The following is a 22,527-nucleotide window of genomic DNA, read 5'->3' on the forward strand; positions in this document are numbered from 1 at the left end:
GGGTGAGGATGGCTTGCTTGTTGGCATCGTCGTTTAAATCATCGTAACGGGCAATAACATCCGGTGCCAAGGCATTGAGCGTCGCTAAGGCGTCATCGCTAAGGGGGCCATCATCCAGTAACGGCGTGACCGCTTCTGCCAGGGCACTATAGTGGCTTTCTTCTTCTAAAAAAGCGTTGTAGTCGTGGAATCGGGCAGGATCAAGGAGTCGTAAACGGGCAAAATGACTTTCATGCCCTAATTGATCCGGTGTGGCGGTTAATAATAAAACCCCGGGCGTCTGCGCGGCTAAGGCTTCAATACGCAAGTAGGCGTCAGACGGCGCTTCTGTGGACCATGCCAAATGATGGGCTTCGTCCACCACCAGTAAATCCCAGCCGGCCTCTAACGCTTGTTGATGGCGCTTGGGGTATGCTTTAAGAAAATCAATACTGCATAAAATACATTGCTCATTCTCAAAGGGGTTGGTGCCCGATTCGTCTAGCGCTTCACAACGACTCTCATCAAAAATAGCAAAAGATAAGTTTACCCGTCTTAGCATTTCCACCAGCCACTGATGTACCAATGAATCAGGTACCACGATGAGAATGCGCTGGGCACGACCGGTTTGAATTTGACGGTGGATAATTAAGGCTGCTTCAATGGTTTTTCCTAAACCGACTTCATCGGCGAGCAGAACCCGTGGCGCGTGTCGGTTACCCACTTCCGATGCAATGTGTAACTGATGGGGGATAAGTTCAATACGGGCGCCAGATAAGCCTATGGTGGATGACTGCTGATACTCATGTTGGTGAGCCAGGGCCCGTTCTCGTAAATCGAACCATTTTGGCGGATCGGTTTGGAAATTAAATAACCGCTGCTCTGGTTGATTCAGTCGGATGTTGTGATCGAGTAAGGTTTCCGCCAGTTTGGTGGTTTCTTTGGTATCTTCACGCATGCCGTGATAAATCAGTACACCGTTAGATTCTTCCACGTGTTGAACATACAAATGCCAGCCGTCCTGACTGGCGATGGTATCGCCTTCTTTGAAAACCAGACGGGTAAGGGGGGCATTTTCTTTCGTGTACATGCGGCTTTCGCCGGTAGCGGGAAATAGAATTTCCACAGAACGAAAATCTACTTTAAGGACGGCGCCTAAGCCTAATTCTGACTCGGTGTTACTTAACCAGCGTTGGCCAACGGAAAATGCACTGACTGAATTCATAGTGATACCTTAATTTTTAGCGGCCGGTATTGTACTGTCTGAGTGATGTTAGATAAAGGTGAACCCACCATTTAAACGCCATCAGACCCGTTTTCGATTGTGGGGCTAACCCTAACATAAAAAAAAACAGTAAAAAAAAGTGATAAGTTGGGAAAACTGGATTATGGTGGAATTGAAAGTCGACGCGACACGGAGTAGAGCGTCCGGTTCGACGACCACATCTTCTCCTGAGCGAGACTCTTGATTGCACGTCAGCAGTTAGGCGGGCCCTGTATTACTCTTGTCGGAGCGAAGGATGCCAAAAAAAAAGTCCACAGACACAAAAATTTATGTCTTAGATACCAATATCCTGCTACACGAACCTCACGCTTTTCTCTCATTTAAAGAACACGATGTTGTTGTGCCAATGACAGTGCTTGAAGAGCTGGATTATATTAAAGACAGTAAAAAAGATGTGGCCCGTGATGCACGGGTTTCAATTCGATCCATGGAAGATTTGCTTCATGATGCCACCCCCGAAGATATGCTTGCAGGCGTTTCTTTAGAAGGCATGGGAGCTGGGGAGAACAAACCTACGGGTGCGTTATCCATCTTCGCTGATCTCAATATGGCTGAATCGCAACAAATATTTACCAGTAACGAGAACGATAATCGTATTATCAACGTGGCGTTACACCTGCAAAAAACCTATGCGCCCCAGCAAGTGGTGCTGGTGACCAAAGATTTAAATATGCGCTTAAAAGCCAAAGGCGCGGGTTTAGCGCATGTGGAGGATTACCGCACTGACCAATTAATCAGTGACATTAAGTATCTTTCAAAAGGCTTTTATAAGTTTGAGGGTAATTTCTGGGAGAAAGTAAAATCTGTTGAAAGTCGCTCTGAGGGACGGGATACCATTCATACGGTGGCTCGAAATGTGATGCCAGACCCTTATATTAATGAATATTTGTTGGACGACAGCCATCAATTTGCAGGGCTCATAGAAGGGATGACCGCTGATACGTTGGAAGTGCTGGATCTCGGTTATGAACGGTTAATGGGTCGACATGCCTGGGGGATTTCGCCAAAGAATATTGGTCAGGCCATGGCGCTGCATTCCTTACTCGACCCTCATATTGATTTAGTTATCCTTACCGGTCCTGCTGGTAGTGGTAAAACTTTACTTGCCTTGGCTGCTGCGCTGGAAATGGTGGTGGAAAAGAACATGTACGATAAGATTATCGTCACCCGCTCTACGCCAGAGATTGCCGAATCCATTGGCTTTTTACCGGGCACCGAAGAAGAGAAAATGGCGCCTTGGCTTGCCGCTATTACCGATTCGCTGGAAGTGCTGCATAAACATGATGAAAATGCCAAAAGCTCCATGAATTACATTATGGAAAAGGCCAATATTCAGTTTAAATCAGTGAATTTTATGCGCGGGCGAAGTATTCAAAATGCCATTGTGATCTTGGATGAATCACAAAACCTCACCGCGGCGCAGTTAAAAACCATCATTACCCGCTGTGGCGAAGGCACTAAGTTGATTTGCTCCGGAAACCTGGCACAAATTGACAGTAATTACTTGAGTGCGGTGACCTCCGGGTTAACCTATCTTGTGGAGCGATTTAAGAATTTCTCCGGTAGTGCCACCATTAATTTGGATGGTGTGGTGCGCTCACGTCTGGCGGAGTTTGCGGAGCAAGAGTTATAGCTGGGAATCGTATCCCCCTATTTTGCTGTGCTTAGCCTCTAGGGGATGTTGGGGGCTATACGAGGTAAATGGTGCTCGAACCTCATATCATTGAGTCATTGTCTTTTTGGCATGTGGACACGGGCACCATTTAACTAAAAAAACTGAGCTTACTTCAGTTCAATAACGTCTATTGCCAGATGGTTCGCGAGGGCATTTTCTCTTCCTTCTACTAAGTCTGAGAGTGTGTATTTATCAAGCTCAGCAATAAATATAGACGTTGCATCCTGTAGAATGGTTCTCAATCTACAGGTTGGTGATATGACGCATTTGTTACTAGGTGAAGCAAAGCATTCCGCTAATGCAACATCTTCAATTGTGAGTCTGAATACCTTCCCAATATTAATCGCGTTGGCCTCCAATGCTAGCCTGATACCACCACCACGCCCTTTCGTTGCCAAAATGTATTCATGTTCAATGAGTAACGTTATTACTTTTTTCAGATGATTGTAGGAAACCCCATATGACTTGGCTATATCACCGGTCTTCACGGTTTGGTTACGTCTAAGGGCAAGATAGATCAGCACTCTGAAAGCCAGATTAGTAAAAGTATTTATCTTCATGGGGTATTTAAAAAAACGATTAGCGTGATTGGGATAATTCTACCGTGATGGGTTAATTAAATATATATTTAAAATACACGTTATTGTATATTAGGTTATAAGTTATATTAAAATGAAATAAGGTGTGGAATGATCATTCTAGGCTATGTGGCAGCGGTGCTAATAGGCGTCGTGCTTGGTGTAATCGGTGGTGGGGGATCTATTCTTACCGTACCTATATTGGTTTATTTGATGGGGGTGACACCTGAAATTGCGACGGGGTATTCCCTGTTAATTGTTGGGGCAACAGCCGCTTATGGCGCCGTTAGATATTTCAAAGAAGGCTTGGTAGACGTAAAGGCATCTTTATTGTTCGCCGTTCCGTCTATTTTCACTGTCTATCTTACTAGGGCCTATTTAATGCCAGCGATACCCGATACCCTTACAATTCACACGCTGAAGATAGATAAAAACCTTGGCATCATGGTGTTATTTGCCACGCTTATGCTTGCTTCTGCCGCCATGATGTTAAAAAAGGCCTATAGCAAAACGGAATCCTCCCCAGCAAGCATTGAAAAAACGTCTGAGAATATTGGCTTGATTGCCGTAGGAGGCGCCGTTGTGGGTGTGATTACTGGCACTTTGGGCGCGGGGGGAGGCTTTCTTATTATTCCAGCCCTCGTTCTCTTTTTAGACATGTCCATGAAAAAAGCGGTGGGTGCTTCTCTGTTTATCATTGCTCTGAATTCATTGCTTGGGTTTGCCGGTGATTTACAAAGGGGGGCCCAGTTAGCGGTGCCTTTGTTACCACTTATGTTGCTAGCGACATTCATTGGCATGGCAATTTCCACAAAAATAGCGGGAAAACTGGATGGCGCAACTTTGCAAAAGTTCTTTGCTTTTTTCATCTTAGTCATTGCCGTTTTCATTTTGTCAAAAGAGCTCTTGTAATGTGTATTTGAGATAGATTAGTTGATGACGCATTGGGATTAAATCTGCATCGTTTTATTGTAATCAAATGGGTGCAAATCGCGGGTTTGTTATTCCTCATGGGGTCGGTAAAACCGACCTAGCATTCTCATTATGAGTTTATAGGTCGCTGGGGCATTTATATAACCCGCTTGCTATGCGGTTGTCACTGCTTAGAGGTTGCTAGTCGGGAATTCACGGCTTTGGTGTAGTGATAGCGAGCCCTCTTCTATTCCATTCTTCCATGCCCCCTGTTACCGAGAATACAGAATTGTGCCCCATGTCAGACAGGGATTTTGCAGCGAGTGCAGATCGCCCACCCGTTCTGCAAATCAGATAAATGCTCATCTTTGCTAATTCATTGATGGCATCTGTCTCTTCACAGAAGTGTGCTACGAGAGGGTGGTTTCTAATTTTCGTTTCAAGTAGCCCCCTTGGATAGTTAATTGAAGCTGGTATATGACCATGCTGATATTCTTCACTTTCTCTTACATCAATTAAAACAATATCCGGTTGCGACAATGCAACAGCGAGTTCGCTTACCGATATTTCCTTAATCGATGCTTTTACTTCACTAATATAAACACTTGCTGTTTTCATGGTGTGCTCACAATTGATTGATGGGGATTTTTATGTAACTAACCTGGTTATCTTCGGCTGGAGGAAGTTCTCCCGCGCGAACATTTACCTGTATGGACGGGAGTATCAACCTGGGCATGCTTAAGGTTGCGTCTCTGTTTTCCCGCATCTTGACGAATTCAGACTTTGTAATGCCATCTTTTACATGGATATTGAATTTTTTTTGTTCGCCAACCGTCACTTGACTCTCGTGACGCCGGTGCTCCGTTGGATAGTCATGACAAACATAAATATTGGTCTCAGTTGGCAACGCTAAGATTTTTTGTATTGAATCGAACAAGGTTGTAGCGCTTCCGCCAGGGAAGTCGCAGCGCGCGGTACCCACATCGGGCATAAACAGGGTGTCGCCAACGAACACGGATCCCCCATTTAGCAGGTAAGCGATATCGGCTGGCGTGTGACCAGGAACGTGCAGGATCTCGAACTTGAGATGACCCACTTCCAGTATATCGCCGTCTTCAAATAACCTGTCAAATTGCGCGCCATTGGGTAAAAATTCTTTTTCTAAATTGAAAAGTGCTTTAAATGTTTTTTGCACTTGTTTGATATGAGCACCAATTCCAATTGATGCGTTATATTTGTGTTTGAAAAATGGTGCAGCAGATAAATGGTCGGCATGTGCATGTGTTTCTAACACCCACTCAACCTTCAACCCTTTGTTGTCAATGAATTCAGCTATTTTTTCAGCACCGGTTGTATGGATCCGACCAGCGCTATAATCGAAATCTAGAACAGGGTCAATAACAACAGCTTTGGAAGTGACTTTGTCTTCAACCACATAGGTAAATGTTTCACTATCGCTATCTAAAAACGAGGTTATTTCAATTTGCGTATTCATAGTGCTTTCCTTAAATGGCAGTGATGTAGCGTGTCTACATCACTGATAAGTAGCTAGAAAACTTGAGAATTACAGAGACTTTTTGCAAAAATACCAGTCTACATAGTTGTGACCTTCTGATTCTCTGTTTTCCGCGTCTTCAAGCGTGTGTGGCGGAGGAACGATGACGTCTTCACCCACTTTCCAATTTTCTGGTGTAGCACAACTATGGGTATCGCTGGTTTGCAGCGCCTCAACGAGTCGAACAAATTCATTGATTGCTCGGCCGTTGCTCATTGGGTAATACACCATAGCGCGCAAGACGCCCTCAGGATCAATAATAAACGTAGCCCGAACGGCGGAGGTATCACTAGCGCCAGGTTGAACCATGCCATAAGCCTTGGCTACTTCCATGGAAAGGTCAGCAATAATTGGGAAAGGTATTGTTACACCAAAGTTTTCTTTGATATTGCGAACCCAGGCGATGTGAGAGTGTGTGCTATCGATTGATAGACCTAAGAGTTCTGTATTTAGTGACGCGAACTTGTCTGCCGCATTAGCAAAGCCAATGAACTCTGTTGTGCATACAGGCGTAAAGTCTGCTGGGTGAGAAAAAAGCACCAACCATTTTCCTTTGTAATCAGAAAGTGATTTTGGGCCATGAGTGGTTTTAGCGCTAAAGTCAGGCGCCGGACGGTTGAGCTGTGGAAAAGTCACCGTATCTTGCGTTTCAGTCGTCATAGAAATTACCTTTTCATTTAATGTGTATTTAGAATACCAATTAAATTTACAGTAATATATCAGTTTTTGCTAATATGTTTTTCTGAAGGGCTTCATCGCTTTAATCACTTAACCAGAGTGTCGATGGTTTAAATGTCTTAATTACGACCCAAGAGCCTTCCCAGTGAATGGAAGGGAGTTATCTTAAGAGAATGTGATTGTGAGGGTATTGGTGCGTTCAAGTCCCCAATGTAGAAGGGGACATTGAAAAAAGGGTTACTGTATTTTTTCTAATGTGTATTTTCCCTGCGCAATGGCTAAAGCAGTACTGTCGGCGACTTCTCCCATTTTAAACAACGCCGGCCCTGTGGGCTCGAACAATACGTAGGTTTCTTCCTTTGCTGTCAGGGTCTTGTCGTCGCCTTGAGGCATCAGCGCGATCCCCAGTAACGCATGTTCAGGTAACAGGATGAGCACCATGGGCGTATCGGGTAAAAAAGCCCGTATAATGGCAGCAGTAAGCACGGATTTGCTGTCACAATCCCCTTTGTTTTCCAGCAATAGCTGAGGGGGTGGTGCAAAGCCGGAACCGTTACTTTCACGGCGGTTTAAAATGGGATCATAGGGAATATTTTGTACCCAACCTAACAACATGTTGATGTACTCTCGGGCATCTGACCGCTGATGTATTTTTTCATAAAACGCCTGTGACAGAGGGACAAGCCCTTTGGTGGTCTCACGGATATAGCGGGTATGATCGGGTTTAATGACTTCTTGGTTGTAGGTATTTTTATATCGGGTGTAGTAGTTTTCTTGTAAATACGCATCAAAAGCGGTCTCTTTCACCGACGATAAATGGCGTTGAATGGCATCAATTTTTGCTTTACTTCGCGACTGTACCCTAATGGCAATGTTCTCACCTTGTTGGCGGATCTGAATGGTTGCTTCTTTAGGATCGTATTGGCGGGCTTCTTCTAATAGTTTAACGGTAACAAAACGCATGGCCAGTGCGGGACGGTAGTTCCTTTGTATCGACGATGCCGTGGTTAGGCTTTGTGCGTCAAGATAAAAGTGTATGTCCTGCTGTTGAGAATTGGCATCTGTCCAGACATATGAAAACTGCTGCTTGTCATCCACGGCCTGAACGGAAAAAGACACTTGTTCTGCCCTTACACACAATGTGGTACACAGCAGCAAAAATGGTATTGTAAGATGATTTGTCATACCTAGCCCTAAAGATTTGCCATCTTGATTATGGCGCAAAACCAGCAAATCTTAAAATCCGCAGCTAAGCATTATTTATTGGGTTTGGGAGAACCAGTCTAATTCTTTATGCAATGACACCACTGTGCCCACAATAATTAATGTAGGTGGCTCGAGTGTGGCCACTTGCGGGTTATCGTTTATTGACGATAAGGTGCCGGTTACCACCCGCTGACCATCTCGGGTGGCTTCCTGAATAAGGGCAATGGGCGTGCTGTCACTAAGACCATGCTCAATTAATTTTTCACAAATGACCGGTAATCCCGTCAGCCCCATATAAAACACGATGGTTTGATTCGCATGGGCCAGCGCTGGCCAGTTTAAATTAACGGTACCGTCCTTTAAGTGACCGGTGGCAAAGGTAACGGATTGGGCATGATCACGGTGAGTCAGGGGAATACCCGCGTAGGTACTTGCGCCCGATGCGGCGGTAATGCCGGGCACCACCTGAAAATCGATATTGGCTTTAATGAGTTCTTGTATTTCTTCACCACCGCGGCCGAAGATAAAGGGATCACCGCCTTTTAATCTGACGACTCGGTTACCTTTACGGGCTTCCTTTACCATTAACGCATTGATGTCTTGTTGAGGCAGTGAGTGATTACTTTTGGCTTTGCCAACATAAATTTTTTCCGCATCACGGCGTACCAATTCAAGAATGGCGGGAGAGACAAGACGATCATAGATCACCACATCGGCTTTTTGCATTAACCGCAAGGCGCGAAAGGTCAGCAAATCCGGATCACCGGGACCGGCGCCAACCAGATAAACTTGCCCGTCAACTTTTTGCTCGGTTTGTGCCCCTTGTAATGCTTCTAAGAATTTCTTATCGGCTTTTTCTTCCTGACCTTTTTCTACGAGTTCGGCGATATCACCATCTAATACATCTTCCCAAAAATAGCGCCGTGCCGTCACACCTGCCAGGGACGATTTAACCTTTTCCCGAAATTTTTCAGAAAAGGCGCCTAAACGGGCAATATTTGATGGGATCAGAGATTCGAGTTTTTGCCGTAAATAGCGTAACAATACCGGTGCAACACCGCCGCTGCTTAGGGCTATAACGATGGGCGAGCGGTCGATAATGGATGGCGTAATAAACTGACACAGTGGGGTGTTATCCACAACATTGACCAGAATATCCCGTTGCACCGCTAAATCATGGATGCTGGCGTTAAGTTCGCTGTCGCTGGTGGCCACAAAAACCAGTGTTTTATTCTCTAAATCCTGCGCTTGGAACGGACGCTGTATCAGGGTCACGCTAGGGTGATCTTGATACCCGGCAACTGTGCTACACATTTGAGGGGCAACCACGGTGACCTTTGCTTCAGATTTCAGGATCAGTTCTAATTTTCTAGCTGCCACTTCCCCCGCACCGACAATGAGACATTGCGCTGCGTGAGTATCAATAAACAAGGGGAAATAACGCATGGATGAAGTCGTCCTTAAAAAACGAAGTTACGGTTGCTTGGTACAGCCCCTATTGTCGCGCCTTTTGTTATGAACAAAAAATCGATTTTGTGCATTTATATTTCAAAAAGATATAAAAAAGGCAAGCTTTCGCTTGCCTTGTTATATTAGTTTTTACGGGGTTGGCGTCGCTTCGGCGGCGTATCTGACCACTCCCGAAGGGATAAACGTTGCCCAGCCACGCGGGTATTTTGCAATAGCTCTTTGGTTTCTCTTGGCATGCCTTCAGGCAAGTCCACGGTACTGAATTTATCGAAGATCTCTATGGCACCAATTTGCTTACTGCTAATATTTCCTTCATTGGCAATGGCGCCAACGATGTTACCCGGTTTGGCACCATGGGTATGACCCACATCGATGCGATAGCGCTGCATTCCGGCTTCCGGTTTGCTTGGTGCCCGCTTACCACGACGTTCGCCGCGCTCAGCGCGTTCGTTTCTACGGCCACTACGCTCACCTCTGTCACCACGATCTTCTCTAGGTGGTGCCTTACTGTGCAAGTCTGGGCGGTCTGTTTCTTTCAATAACAGAGGCTCATCACCTTGTGCCAGCTTGATTAGAGCGGCCACTAAACGCTCAGGAGACGCTTCGGTTTCTTCTTGTAATGCTTCCACAATGGGCATCAAGGATTCCAAGCTATCATCGGTGGTCGCATCGCGTACCGCATCTTTAAACTTACTTAAACGGGTTTCGTTTAACTCGTTAATCGACGGGATCGGCATCCGTTCTAGCGGTTGGCGAGTGGTTTTTTCAATGGCAAACAACAAGCGCTTTTCGCGGTGAGAGATAAACAGAATCGCTTCGCCTTTACGTCCGGCACGGCCAGTACGGCCAATTCGGTGTACGTAGGATTCAGTATCGTAAGGAATATCGAAATTAATGACGTGGCTAACGCGTTCAACGTCCAAACCACGAGCTACCACGTCTGTGGCGACAAGAATATCGATCTTACCTTGTTTGATTTTTTCTACCGTTCGCTCGCGGGCGTTTTGCGGTATATCGCCATTTAGCGGTTCTACGTCAAAGCCTCGCGCCGATAATTTATCGGCCAGTTCAACGGTGGCTGTTTTCGTGCGTACGAAAATAATCATGCCATCGAAAGGCTCCACTTCCATAATGCGAGTGAGCGCTTCCAATTTATGATGGGGGGCTACCTGACAATACCGTTGGCGAATGGTACTTGCAGTACTGACTTTTGATTCGATCTTGACATGTTTGGGGTTTTTTAAGTACCGCTGGGTAATCTTTTTGATTGGGCCGGGCATAGTGGCGGAAAACAAAGCGGTTTGTTTTTCTGCTGGCGCATGACTGAGAATTGTCTCAACATCGTCAATAAAGCCCATGCGTAACATTTCGTCGGCTTCATCCAATACAAGATACTTTAATTCACCTAAGTTTAATGTTTTGCGTTTAATATGGTCGATAATTCGTCCCGGTGTGCCAACAACAACTTGAACACCACGCTTTAATTGACGAATTTGGTTATCGTAAGATTGACCACCGTATACAGGTAGCACTTTGATTTTTTTTGAAAAACTAGCATAAACCTGAAATGCTTCTGCTACTTGTATTGCCAGTTCGCGAGTTGGTGCGAGAACCAGCAGTTGAGGGAGCTTAGCATCGGGGTCGATATTCGCGAGCATTGGCAAAGCAAAAGCTGCCGTCTTACCTGTTCCGGTTTGAGCCTGACCGAGAAGATCATGGCCTTCAAGCAGAAGTGGAATACTTTCAGCCTGAATAGGAGAAGGCTTTTCGTAGCCAACTTTCTCCAGAGCTTGTAAGATGCTTGGTGGTAAGTTGAGGTCTTTAAATGTCAGCTCGACAGTATTGGTCATTAAGTATCCTGATGAATAGATAGGGGCGCTTGGCTTTAGCCAGCATATATTACTAAAAGTGTATTATATTCCATTCGCTTGGCGGTTGCCATGGAATTACATGTAATCCCTTTATCATACAGTGAAAGCGGTGCCTAGCATATGAAATTACTGACTTAATTTTGTGCAATTATAATCTAATAACTGGCATTGTGCGAGATGAAGGACGATTGTTTGGATGAATAGCAAAAAAAAAGGTGAAAGGATGAAGAATAAAAGAGCAGGAAAAACGTTTTTGCTTTCGCTGGCTGTAGCCGCTTGTTTAAGTGGTGGTTTGGCCGGGTGTAGTAAAAAATCCACTGAAGATCATCTTGATGCCGCACGTCAGTTTGTTAGTGTCAACGATCAAGATGCTGCGGTTATTGAATATAAAAATGCAATAAAGACGAATCCGAAAGCCGCGTTACCCCGCTTCGAGCTGGGTAAATTGTACCTTCAAATGGGCGATTATGCGGGGGCTGAAAAAGAACTCAATCGCGCTCTCGATGCGGGACATCCGGCCTCTGAAGTGGTGCCGTTATTATCTATCGCCTATCAAAAAACGGGGGCTGAAAACGCGTTGGCCGAAGTGGATTACCGCCTGGATGGCATGACTGCGGTGGAATCTGCTGAAGTGGGCTTTTATAAAATGCAGGCCTTAGCCCAATTAGGGAAAGATGCCGACGCGCTGGCAATTATTGATGATTTGGAAACGCTGGATACCACGTCGGTTTATCGTGGTCTGGCATTAACCTATCGAGACATTATTAATCAGAATATCGATAAGGCCATTGCCTCATTAAAAACCTTAAGAACCCAGTCTCCTCAGAACAAAGATGTGTTATTGCAATTGGGTAAATTGTCGTTAGCCACCGGCGACAGAGAAACGGCTCTGGATGTATTTGAAGATTATGTGGAAAACAATCCAGAAGATCTCACCAGTAAATTTGCGTATATTTCGCTATTAGTGGAAGCCGGACGCACCGAAGAGGCGGATCCGCTGGTAGACAGTTTGTTAGCCGGTAATCCCACCCATCCACTGCTCAATCAATACAAGGGGATTATCGAGGCGAATGCCGGTGAGTATGAAAAGGCCATAGGACATCTTGAAACGGCTATTCAGGGCGGCCAGGATAACCCCGCGTTAAAATTGGTGACCGGCTATGCGGCTTACCAGATGCAAGATTATGTGTCGGCCAATAAATATCTTGCCGAAGTTGTCCCCCAACTGCCGGATGATCATCCGGCTTTGAAATTGTATGCCGACAGCTTGTTACAGTTAGGGGAGGGTGAAATCGCGTCACAGGTGCTTAATCGGGTAGATGCTGACAGCACCAACGATGCGTCGCTGTTTAGTAAAGCTGGCTATCAGTTGCTTAAGCAGGGCAACCTTGTGGATGCCAAGGCTATGATCGAGAAATCCAGTGAAACCAGCAAAACCGCACAAGATTTAGCCCGCTTAGGGGTGTTGCAGCTTTCGGTAAATGACGTAGAAGGGTTGGTTAATCTTGAAGCGGCTGCGGCCAAAGCGCCCGATTCGGTGTCTACCCAACGGACCCTAATTTCTGCCTATATGAGTACCGGGCATTTTGACAAAGCCACCAGTACTGCACAGGACTGGGCGGATAAAGAGCCAGATAACCATGTTCCTCACCTGTATTTAGCAGAAATTGCCTTTAAGTCGGGTGATCGCTCCTTGGCAATGGCTGAAATTGACAAAGCTTCAACACTCCAGCCTGACGCGGTGGATATTGATTTAGTTAGAGCGCGATTATTGCTGGCGGAAAGTAAAGCCAGTGACGCAATCACCGCGTTAGAAGACGCCCTTGCAAAGGAGCCAGCAAACGAATCTGCTTTGTCGATGTTATATGCTATTGCAACGGTTAACGATAATGTTGATGCCAAAGACGTCGAGCAACGGGTGTTAGCACAGTTAAAGCAAGGGGAAGATAATTTACCGCTAAGATTATTGGCTGCCCGTATTGCCTTTACCAACAACGATTACGACGGCGCATTAAACTTGTTAGAGCCAATCCAACCTTCCATGCAAACGCCGCCCTTGTTCTGGAATTTAAAAGGACAGGCATTAATACGCAAAAATGATTTACTGGGCGCGGCGGGGCATTATGAACAGTGGTTAAGCTTTTTCCCGCAAGATAAAACCGCGATGTTGGGGATGTTGGCGTTGCTGGATGCCCAGCAAAAATACCGGGAAGGATTGGACTTAGCGAATCACTTTTTAAGCAAGCGCCCCGATAGTCAGGTGACCTTGTTAAAAGCCCATTTTCTGGCATTAACCCAGCAGCCTAAACCCGCCAGAGCCATATTGGATGCACTCCCTGAAAATGTCACCAAGCTGCCCGTGGTGCGAAGTATTGAAGCACGGGTGAAACTGTTGGAAGGCAAAGGGTTAGCCGCCCTTGATGATGCAATGGCAGCCTATAACGCCAAGCCAAACAGCAAAGCCGCAGCCTTAGTGGTGGCGACTTATGAAAGCGGTGGAGAAGGTGAAAAAGCCATGGCCTTTATCAATGAACACTTGTCTAAACATCCCCAAGACACCCTTGTTGCAATGATGCAGGCTGAGCGCTTAATTAGACAGGACAAAGACGCCGCCAAGCAGGCTTATGACGGTATCCTAGCGCAGTCACCGGATAACTTCGTGGTATTGAATAATCTCGCGTATTTGTACTTCGAAGAGGGTGAACTGGAACAAGCGGAAAAATTGGCGCGCAAAGCGGTGGGCTTACAGCCTAAGAATGCTGATTCTGTGGATACCCTCGCTCAAATCCTGGCGCAACAGGATAAATACGAAGAAGCCCTTTCTTTGTACGATAGCGTTATGGAAGATGGCAAGGTGTCTGATACGGTGTATTTGAATTATGTTCAGGTATTACTGGATATGGGCAGAAAAGAAATTGCTCGTCAAAAATTAGGTAATAAAACCTTCACCACGGCACAAGGCAGTAAGCGGGCGGAGCGAATGCGCGCTCGATATAGTCTGTAGGCCGTTATGTTCAGGCCCAAATAGCCCGCTTATTGGCGGGCTATTTTGTTTTCTCAGTGGATGAGAGTTGTTCAACGGTATGTCGCAAGGCTTTCAATTCCATCATGATATCATCCAGCGTGGGCTCATTATTTTCGGCTGCGGCTTCTTTTCGGGCGGCAGCGTTTTCCTGTTCCATTACGCCAACCACAATACCAATAACCATGTTCAAAAAGGCAAAGGCCGTAAAGAAGATAAAGGTAAGGTAATACAGCCAGCTTAACGGATAGACAGCCATGGTTTCGTACATGACATCTGTCCAGTCTTCAAAGGTCATCACTCGAAAGAGGGTGAGCATGGAGATGGTAATATCTCCCCACAAGGTGGCGTTAATGTTCTCAAAAAGGGTACTGCCAATGGCGGCATAGATGTAAAAGATAATAAACATCAGCAGCATCACATACCCTAGCTGGGGCAGGGCTTTGACCAATGACACTAAAAGAATGCGCAGTTCAGGGATAATGGAGATCATCCGTAATACCCTAAATACACGTACAAGTCGGCCAATGACCGCCAGATCGGTGCTATCTGCCGGGATCATGCTGATCACCACAATTAAGGTATCAAACCAGTTCCAGAAATTTTTGAAAAAGTGGCGTTTGCGCTTTTCACCTAAAAAGCGGATCAGGATCTCAAGAAGAAAAAACGCACTGATAAACCAATCGGTTATACGGGTAACAGAGGCAAATCCTTGGGGCATGTCATAGGTTTTTGCACCGACCAATAAAGCTGAAATAATGATCACTGAAATGACAAATATTTCAAACGTCTTGTTAGCTCGGATGCGTTCGAAACGGGTTTGGAGTTCACTGGCTTTCATGGGTTTTGGGTTTACGATACGTTGATTAAAACAATGTGAGAAAACAGGGGTAAGATGTCAATACAATGGGTACCAATGTCTTATCATAGTTGCGTTTATGGACATTCAAAATGAACAAAGCCGCGTTGCTATACGCAACACGGCTTTTTATCATGGAAATACGGCAAAAGGCTAGCTTTCTTTATTCGTAATTGGACGTAAACCACGGTTTATCACTTCCACATCCTGCACCGTTAACGTACCGGCAGCTTGTTTTAAGCTAACCACGGCTTCAATGAAGTCGTAGCGAGCGCTGGCGAGATTACGTCTGGCATCAAACAGGTTTTGGGTACTGTCTAATACATCCACAATGGTTCGTGTACCGACTTCAAAGCCCGCTTCAGTGGCTTCAAGGGCACTTTGCGCTGAGAGCACTGCTTGCTCTAATGCACGAATGGTTGATATGGAAGCTTTCACATCATTAAATGAGCTACGTATAGATTGCACGGTTTCGCGGTAAGTCAGTTCTAAATCCTGACTGGCGGCAATATAGTTGTGCTTTGCCTGTTCTGTGGCCCCGGTAACGCTAAACCCTTCGAAAATAGGAACAGTCAGTTCAACACCAATACTGTAACTATCAAGAGATGGGGTGGAATAATCAGCACCCGTTGCCGAGATGTCATATTTGTCTCTTCCTGCTGAAGCGGATAGATCCAGTGTTGGATAATGGTCGGCACGAGCCAGAGAAATATCTTCTTTGGCTACATCAAGGGCAAGACGATCCACTAATAATGACAAGTTTTTATCTTCTGCGGTTTTTAACCAGTCTTCAGGGGTTTCTGGTTGTGGCATGGTGGCAGAAAAGTTATCGGTATTGAGTTCAAAAAGCTTGTCATGGTATTTACCTGAAATCACCCGTAAGGCTTCAAGTGCCAGTTCCACGCCATTTTCAGCCTGAATTTCTTCGGCTACCGTGCTGTCATAGTTTGCTTGGGCTTCATGCACATCTGTAATGGCGGTTAAGCCCACTTCAAACCGTTGTTTGGTTTGTTCTAATTGTCTTTCAATGGCACTTTTCTGGGCTTGTACAAATTCCAGGTTATCTTTGGCGCGCAATACATCAAAATAGGCGGTGGTAACACGCACAATCAAATTTTGTAGGTTGTAGGCTAGGGTCGCGTCATACTGCTCGGCAATTTTTTCTGCCCGATCCAGTCCTACCCAGTTTGAATGGTCGTACAAGGACATGGAAAGACTTAAGCCGTAACTTAAGGTATCAACGTCAGAATCAAGCACAAGCAATGATAAGCTATCTTCGCTGCCGGAAAATTGGGTACTTTCCGATGATGCCATCGTGTAACCTATTGTTCCGGATATTTGCGGCAATAGGGCTGCGCGGGTGGTGGTGATGCCAGAATATGCGGAATCCCGTTCAGCTTTCGACTGAAGGACAACAGGATCGTTTGCCAGCGCTTGTTGATATACTTGCAAAAGGTCATCTGCAAGAGCCGTTGCTGGTATACTAGCTGTTACACCCATTCCAATCATCACCGATAAGAGTGTTCGTTTCATTAAATGTGCCTTCCTGTAAATTTGACGGTTCGCTTGACTCATATTTAATGAAGTGTATGAAATCGTGCGGCAAACCGGTAGTCTGTTCTTGGTAACAGGGCATGTTCAACTGTAACAGAATATGTTGTAAGCGCTTAAATGATTACGCCTTTTCTTTAATTTTTTGCCCGTTAACCTAATGGTGACAAATATGCCAGTTTCAAGTTGCAGGTTATCATACTGTGTTTTACATGCGAGAGTGAATGTAAATGAGCAAGAAAATAGAGACGTTTAACTCAAAAGACATCATTATCGAAGCAAAATCCCTCTTGTATAAAGGGTTTTTCAAGATGATGCGTTATGATTTCAAACACCGACTTTTTAAGGGCGGATGGAGTGACCTTGTCAGTCGGGAAATATTCGAACGGGGGCATGCCGTGGCTGTTTTGCCTTACGATCCCCAGCGTGGCGAGTTTGTATTAATTGAACAAATACGCATAGGCGCATTGGCGACCACCGATAATCCATGGCTAATAGAAGTGATTGCAGGCATTATTGACGAGGGAGAAAGCGAAGAGGATGTGTGTCGCAGAGAAGCTCAGGAAGAAGCGGGTATTCGTTTAAGTCAGGTAACACCGGCAATGAGTTATTTGGCTAGCCCCGGCGGTACCACGGAACGAATTCACATATTTATGGCCCAAACCGATGCTTCCACCGCATCGGGGATCCATGGTTTAGCGCACGAAGCAGAAGATATTCGTGTACACCGGGTCAGCGAGCAACAGGCTCAAGACTGGCTTGAAAATGGCAAAATTGATAATGCCGCCACCATAATTGCGCTACAATGGTTCTTCATGCACAAAACAACATTACTGAAAGATTGGAGTAAAGTTTGAGTCAGTCCACACGCAAATATGTTCCACATTTGCCTAGTATGCAGGCATTGTGCGAACTCAATTACAGCCGGTTTTTACGTATGCTGCCCGACTGCGATACCGAATCGTTGGCGTACCGATTTTGCGTGGCTGACCAATTTAGTTATTGTATTACCATTGATGATGCGGCGCGCTACACCACCACGGTAACCGTGGAGCAAGAATGTAATGGCACGCCGGCCTATTTAAAGCCGACCATGTCTGTGAGACTGTATCATGATGCGCGCATGGCAGAAGTGATCACCAGTCAAAATACAGGGGCCTTCGCGCCTTCCTACGACTACCCCAATAACAAGATGCGTCAGCGTAACGAGAAGCTGATGATCAATATCTTTCTCGCTGAATGGTTACAGTTTTGTTTGAAAAATAAACCGCGTGTTTCTGTGCCTGTATGACGCGACTGGTTCAACTGAGTGATTGTCATCTGTGTGCTGATCATAATCGCTCCTTTTATAACGTTAACCCCTATGAAGCGCTAAAGCGTGTGTTGCACCAGGTTGTAGGGGAAAAACCGGATTGTGTGCTGATAACCGGTGATATCAGTGGTGATGATTCACGGCAAAGTTATCAGCATTTTTTAACGATGATGGATCATTTTCTGCCTGATTGCCCTTGGCGGGTGATCCCCGGAAATCATGATGCCACGCCGCTTTTTAGTGATGTTTTTACCGGTACTCAGCTAACCGCCGGCAGGCCATGGACATTGCATAATTGGCAAGTTCACGGTTTAGATACGCGCTTTGTTGATGCGCGGGGAAAGATCGATGAAAAACAATTAGCCGCAGTGACCAAGGCGATGGAAAGCCATCCCCATGGTGGGCACTTATTGGCTTTACACCATCATATTGCACCCACCGGTAGCTGGATGGACAAACACAGTCTGGCCAATCCCGAGGTGCTGCTATCATGGCTTGGGCAAAATCATAAGCCTGTCTTGCTGATACACGGGCATATTCATGCGCCTTTGCAATACACCCTAGGGAAAAGTACGGTGCTTGCTGCGCCATCAACTTGCTGGCAATGGGCGTTAAATGATGCCTTTGCGGTGGCTCCTTCTCCGCCCGGCTATCGGTTGATTGAATTGCTTGATGATGGAACCTGGTCATCATGGATAAGGAGAGTGGCATGAACCACCTGTTATACCTTCATGGTTTTTTAAGTTCCCCCAACTCAGTAAAAGCCCAGCAGACGAAACGTTGGTGTGAACAACATCATCCCGATGTCACCCTACATATTCCTCAGCTGTCCAATTACCCTTCTCAGGTGGGTGAGCAGTTACAAGATTACCTACTTGCCCACCCCCAATTGTGTGACGCTGGGCTAAAGGTTATTGGCAGTTCCATGGGCGGGTATCTTGCCACCTGGCTGTTATCCCAATACGCGGGTCGTGGGGTGCTGGTTAACCCAGCGGTTAAGCCTTTTGAGTTGTTGCTCGATTATATTGGTGAGCACGTAAACCCTTATACCAAAGAAACATTCACGATTTCATCCACTGATATGGACGCACTAAAAGCTTTAGATGTCAGTGAGATCATTGAGCCAGAGCAGTTTAAGGTGTTACTGCAAACCGGTGATGAAGTGTTAGATTACCGCTTGGCGGAAGAAAAATATGCGGGCAGCGCGCTGACCATTGAAGACGGTGGGGATCACAGCTTTGTCCACTATGAAAATCACTTAAGCAGTATCATGGATTTTCTTCTTGGCCGTTGAATTGCCCAATTGAGGCTGTCCTGCTACCATCAGAAAATCATCCGAACAGTCATACCTGTTACTTGCAGTGTCATAAGAAACCATCATTATGTCGAATAATTATAATTCCGAAGCGATTGAAGTTCTTAACGGTTTAGACCCAGTAAAACGCCGCCCCGGCATGTATACCGATACCTCACGACCGAATCATATGGGCCAGGAAGTTATCGATAACAGCGTGGATGAGGCGTTAGCCGGTCATGCCTCCACCATTAAGGTGATCTTACATGAAGATCAATCATTAGAAGTGATTGATGATGGTCGGGGAATGCCGGTAGATATTCACCCGGAAGAAAAAATCTCCGGCGTTGAATTAATCATGACCAAACTGCATGCCGGTGGTAAATTCTCCAACAAAAACTATGCCTTTTCAGGTGGTTTGCACGGCGTGGGGATTTCAGTGGTTAATGCACTGTCTACCCGTGTGGAAGTGGTTATTCGCCGGGACGCTCAGGTCTATCAAATTGACTTTGCCAACGGTGACAAAACCGAAGAACTTCGCGTCATTGATACCTGCGGTAAGCGCAATACCGGAACCCGAGTCCGATTCTGGCCCGACCCTCAATATTTCGATAGTGCAAAATTTTCGGTCAGTCGTTTGGTGCACAATCTTAGGGCCAAAGCCGTATTGTGCCCAGGTTTGCGGATCCGCTTTGACAACAAGGTTGCAGGGGATACCACCGAGTGGTATTTCGAAGACGGTTTACAAGATTATTTGTATCAGGCGGTAAATGAATACGAAACCCTGCCCAACGACATGCCCTTTGTGGGGTCTTTCTCCAGCAATACGGAAGTGGCAGACTGGGCGGTAATGTGGCTGCCGGAAGGGGGCGAGTTAATTACCGAAAGTTACGTTAACCTGATTCCCACAGCCCAAGGCGGTACTCACGTTAATGGGTTACGACAAGGCTTGCTCGAATCCATGCGCGAGTTTTGTGAATTTCGGAATCTAATGCCCCGGGGGGTTAAATTATCACCGGATGATATCTGGGATCGCTGCGCCTATATTTTGTCTACAAAAATGCAAGATCCCCAATTTGCCGGGCAAACTAAAGAGCGATTATCCAGTCGTCAGGCATCGGGCTTTGTGGCCGGTGTGGTGAAAGATGCCTTTAGCTTGTGGTTAAATCAACATACGGATATTGCCGAAGCACTGGCTGAAATGTGCATCAATAATGCCCAGCGCCGCCTTCGTCAAAATAAAAAAGTAGCCCGTAAAAAAGTGACCCAGGGCCCCGCGCTACCCGGTAAATTAACCGATTGCTCATCTCAGGACATCTCCCAGTCTGAGTTGTTCTTGGTGGAAGGGGATTCGGCGGGGGGGTCGGCAAAGCAGGCCCGTGATAGAGAATTCCAAGCCATCATGCCGCTACGGGGCAAGATCTTAAATAGCTGGGAAGTGGACTCCTCCCAAGTGCTCGGCTCCCAGGAAATACACGATATTTCTGTGGCATTGGGCATTGATCCGGATTCCGCAGATCTCTCTGCTTTACGGTACGGTAAAATATGCATTTTGGCCGATGCCGATTCCGATGGGCTGCATATTGCCACTTTATTATGTGCCTTGTTTGTGCGTCACTTTAGAGCACTGGTTGATGCCGGTCACGTCTACGTGGCCATGCCGCCCTTGTTCCGTATTGATGTGGGCAAAGAAGTCTACTATGCCCTGGATGAAAGCGAAAAACAGGGCATTTTAAATCGTATTGAAGCAGAGAAGAAACGGGGCAAAGTCAATGTCCAACGGTTTAAAGGGCTGGGAGAAATGAACCCTATTCAGCTTCGTGAAACCACCATGGATCCCAACACCCGCCGTTTGGTGCAGCTCACTGTTGATGACGACATCGCCATGCTGGAAATGATGGATATGTTGTTGGCGAAAAAACGGGCTGGCGACCGAAAATCCTGGCTGGAAAGCAAAGGCAATATGGCCGAAGTGGTGTTGTAAGTTACACCACCTTGGCTATCACCTGATTAAGGTGTGGTTTTCACAAGGGACATATCAATGTGGGGTATGTCATCTTCAAGGTAGGGCGCAGAGCTGGGTTTAAAGCCAAACTTGCCATAGAAGTGGGTTAAATGGGCCTGAGCGCCAATTTCGATGTCGTTTCCCGGCCAATATTCCTCGCATCGGCACAGAGCCTGTTCCATTAATTGCTGACCTAGCTGACGGCCTCTGCACGAAGCGTCGGTTAGCACCCGTCCAATACTCACCGACGGATAGCTAATACCCGGGGGCAATAAGCGGGCATAGGCAACAAGCTTGTCATCCAGCGTGCCCCATAAATGTTTGACGCCCTCCAGTCTATCTTTTCCATCCAGCTCCGGATAAGGGCAGGTTTGTTCTACTACAAATACATTGATGCGCGCCTGTACGATGGTATAGAGCTGGGTTGTAGATAATTGCGCAAAATCCAGGCACTGCCAGTTGATCATTCGTGTTTTACCAAGGTTAAACCATGTGTTGTGAGTAATTTGGTTTTGTTTCGACCGCTTATTTTGGCACTGTACAAGGCTTCGTCGGCCCGTTCCAGTACGGCTTGCCAATTCATATCGCCCTGTTCTAAGGTTGCGATTCCCACGCTGACCGACAAGGTGATGGCTTCGGTGGAAAAATAAAACGGCGCTTGATTGATGGCTGTGCGTATTCGTTCTGCTATGCCTTTAAAGTCACCGATATTCAGCCCTGTTACCATTACAATAAAGGTTTCTCCACCAATTCGAAAGTGGTAGTCATACTCTCGGGTCGCTTCTTTGGCAACATTGGCCACATGTTTGAGGGCTTTGTCGCCAGCTAGGTGACCAACGTGATCATAGACATGATCAAAATGGTCTATATCAAAAGTAATAAAGGCAAACGACGTCGTACTACGCTGGCAGCGGGCAAACTCCCGTTGGGCATAATCGGCAAGGGCGACGCCATTTAACCATTGGGTAAGGGAATCGGTGCGGGAGATGGTGTTTAAGGTAAGCTCCCGTTGCCAAATATACATAAAAAAGAGACTCAGCAATAAAGCGGGTATCACAATTAAATTGGCCAGTGCCATATACTGATCCATCCATGGGCTAGGTAACCGTTCAGAGGAGCTAAGGAGATAGACAAGAAACAGGGCACTGGCCCCATGAAAAAGGCTGCAACCCAAGGCAATGATGGTAGTGTTATAACTTGTTTTTTGTTTACGCCGCGGGCCTTGGCATAATGCCACCAATGCCAAAGCATCTAATAACATGATAGATCCGAATG

20 protein-coding genes are annotated in these 22,527 nt (G+C 46.1%); 8 read left to right on the forward strand and 12 right to left on the reverse strand.

The features are described 5' to 3' along the window. A partial coding sequence (gene rapA, locus V5298_RS13590) for an RNA polymerase-associated protein RapA (protein WP_332931990.1) occupies positions 1-1,204 on the reverse strand: 1,204 nt, incomplete at its 3' end. A gap of 295 nt (positions 1,205-1,499) precedes the next feature. Here rapA and V5298_RS13595 point away from each other — a divergent pair. Further along, entirely contained in the window at positions 1,500-2,897 is a 1,398-nt protein-coding gene (locus tag V5298_RS13595) for a PhoH family protein (RefSeq protein ID WP_332931991.1), read from the forward strand. A 149-nt stretch (positions 2,898-3,046) separates the two neighbouring features. On the opposite strand, the gene V5298_RS13600 is transcribed toward V5298_RS13595, so the two are convergent. Next, positions 3,047-3,499 (reverse strand): Rrf2 family transcriptional regulator, encoded by a 453-nt coding sequence (locus tag V5298_RS13600; RefSeq protein WP_332931992.1) that lies wholly within the window; start codon positions 3,497-3,499, stop codon positions 3,047-3,049. A 129-nt stretch (positions 3,500-3,628) separates the two neighbouring features. Between V5298_RS13600 and V5298_RS13605 the strand changes: the two genes are divergently transcribed. Beyond that, positions 3,629-4,429, forward strand: a complete 801-nt coding sequence (locus V5298_RS13605) for a sulfite exporter TauE/SafE family protein (RefSeq protein ID WP_332931993.1) — start codon at positions 3,629-3,631, stop codon at positions 4,427-4,429. A 213-nt stretch (positions 4,430-4,642) separates the two neighbouring features. Here V5298_RS13605 and V5298_RS13610 read toward each other — a convergent pair whose 3' ends face one another. The 6 genes from V5298_RS13610 to V5298_RS13635 form a co-directional block, all read right to left on the reverse strand. After that, positions 4,643-5,047, reverse strand: a complete 405-nt coding sequence (locus V5298_RS13610; protein WP_332931994.1) for a rhodanese-like domain-containing protein — start codon at positions 5,045-5,047, stop codon at positions 4,643-4,645. A 7-nt stretch (positions 5,048-5,054) separates the two neighbouring features. Then, positions 5,055-5,924 (reverse strand): MBL fold metallo-hydrolase, encoded by an 870-nt coding sequence (locus V5298_RS13615; protein WP_332931995.1) that lies wholly within the window; start codon positions 5,922-5,924, stop codon positions 5,055-5,057. 69 nt (positions 5,925-5,993) lie between these two features. Beyond that, positions 5,994-6,644, reverse strand: coding sequence for a peroxiredoxin (locus V5298_RS13620; protein ID WP_332931996.1), 651 nt, complete (start codon positions 6,642-6,644; stop codon positions 5,994-5,996). A 255-nt stretch (positions 6,645-6,899) separates the two neighbouring features. Next, positions 6,900-7,847 carry a hypothetical protein gene (locus tag V5298_RS13625; RefSeq protein WP_332931997.1) on the reverse strand — a complete coding sequence of 316 codons (948 nt, stop codon included), beginning with the start codon at positions 7,845-7,847 and terminating at the stop codon, positions 6,900-6,902. A 75-nt stretch (positions 7,848-7,922) separates the two neighbouring features. Further along, entirely contained in the window at positions 7,923-9,314 is a 1,392-nt protein-coding gene (gene cysG, locus V5298_RS13630; protein ID WP_332931998.1) for a siroheme synthase CysG, read from the reverse strand. A 146-nt stretch (positions 9,315-9,460) separates the two neighbouring features. Continuing rightward, on the reverse strand, positions 9,461-11,188 hold the full coding sequence (locus V5298_RS13635; RefSeq protein ID WP_332931999.1) for a DEAD/DEAH box helicase: 1,728 nt from the start codon (positions 11,186-11,188) through the stop codon (positions 9,461-9,463). 244 nt (positions 11,189-11,432) lie between these two features. Between V5298_RS13635 and prsT the strand changes: the two genes are divergently transcribed. Further along, a complete protein-coding gene (gene prsT, locus V5298_RS13640) occupies positions 11,433-14,213 on the forward strand; it encodes an XrtA/PEP-CTERM system TPR-repeat protein PrsT (protein WP_332932000.1) in 2,781 nt (926 codons plus the stop codon). Between the two features lie 40 nt (positions 14,214-14,253). Here the strand turns inward: prsT and V5298_RS13645 are convergent, their stop codons facing one another. Together V5298_RS13645 and tolC are read right to left on the reverse strand one after the other, a co-directional pair. Next, complete coding sequence (locus tag V5298_RS13645; RefSeq protein WP_332932001.1) at positions 14,254-15,072, reverse strand: ion transporter; 819 nt, start codon at positions 15,070-15,072, stop codon at positions 14,254-14,256. Between the two features lie 171 nt (positions 15,073-15,243). Further along, on the reverse strand, positions 15,244-16,623 hold the full coding sequence (gene tolC, locus V5298_RS13650; RefSeq protein ID WP_332932002.1) for an outer membrane channel protein TolC: 1,380 nt from the start codon (positions 16,621-16,623) through the stop codon (positions 15,244-15,246). 248 nt (positions 16,624-16,871) lie between these two features. On the opposite strand from tolC, the gene nudF reads away from it, so the two are divergent. The 5 genes from nudF to parE all read left to right on the forward strand — a co-directional run bounded on the left by nudF (position 16,872) and on the right by parE (position 21,231). Beyond that, a complete protein-coding gene (nudF, locus tag V5298_RS13655) occupies positions 16,872-17,498 on the forward strand; it encodes an ADP-ribose diphosphatase (RefSeq protein WP_332932003.1) in 627 nt (208 codons plus the stop codon). Positions 17,499-17,536: 38 nt separating this feature from the next. Then, positions 17,537-17,932 carry a DUF1249 domain-containing protein gene (locus tag V5298_RS13660; RefSeq protein WP_332932009.1) on the forward strand — a complete coding sequence of 132 codons (396 nt, stop codon included), beginning with the start codon at positions 17,537-17,539 and terminating at the stop codon, positions 17,930-17,932. Next, positions 17,929-18,666, forward strand: coding sequence for a metallophosphoesterase family protein (locus V5298_RS13665; RefSeq protein ID WP_332932004.1), 738 nt, complete (start codon positions 17,929-17,931; stop codon positions 18,664-18,666). Before V5298_RS13660 ends, V5298_RS13665 begins: the two co-directional genes overlap by 4 nt. Beyond that, complete coding sequence (locus tag V5298_RS13670; protein WP_332932005.1) at positions 18,663-19,247, forward strand: YqiA/YcfP family alpha/beta fold hydrolase; 585 nt, start codon at positions 18,663-18,665, stop codon at positions 19,245-19,247. Before V5298_RS13665 ends, V5298_RS13670 begins: the two co-directional genes overlap by 4 nt. 88 nt (positions 19,248-19,335) lie before the next feature. Next, a complete protein-coding gene (gene parE, locus V5298_RS13675) occupies positions 19,336-21,231 on the forward strand; it encodes a DNA topoisomerase IV subunit B (RefSeq protein ID WP_332932006.1) in 1,896 nt (631 codons plus the stop codon). Between the two features lie 26 nt (positions 21,232-21,257). Here parE and V5298_RS13680 read toward each other — a convergent pair whose 3' ends face one another. Beyond that, a complete protein-coding gene (locus V5298_RS13680) occupies positions 21,258-21,719 on the reverse strand; it encodes a GNAT family N-acetyltransferase (protein ID WP_332932007.1) in 462 nt (153 codons plus the stop codon). Further along, a partial coding sequence (locus V5298_RS13685; RefSeq protein ID WP_332932008.1) for a GGDEF domain-containing protein occupies positions 21,716-22,527 on the reverse strand: 812 nt, incomplete at its 5' end. The genes V5298_RS13680 and V5298_RS13685, both read right to left, overlap by 4 nt.

This window comes from Alteromonas sp. 14N.309.X.WAT.G.H12, assembly GCF_036697315.1.
GTDB lineage: Bacteria > Pseudomonadota > Gammaproteobacteria > Enterobacterales > Alteromonadaceae > Alteromonas.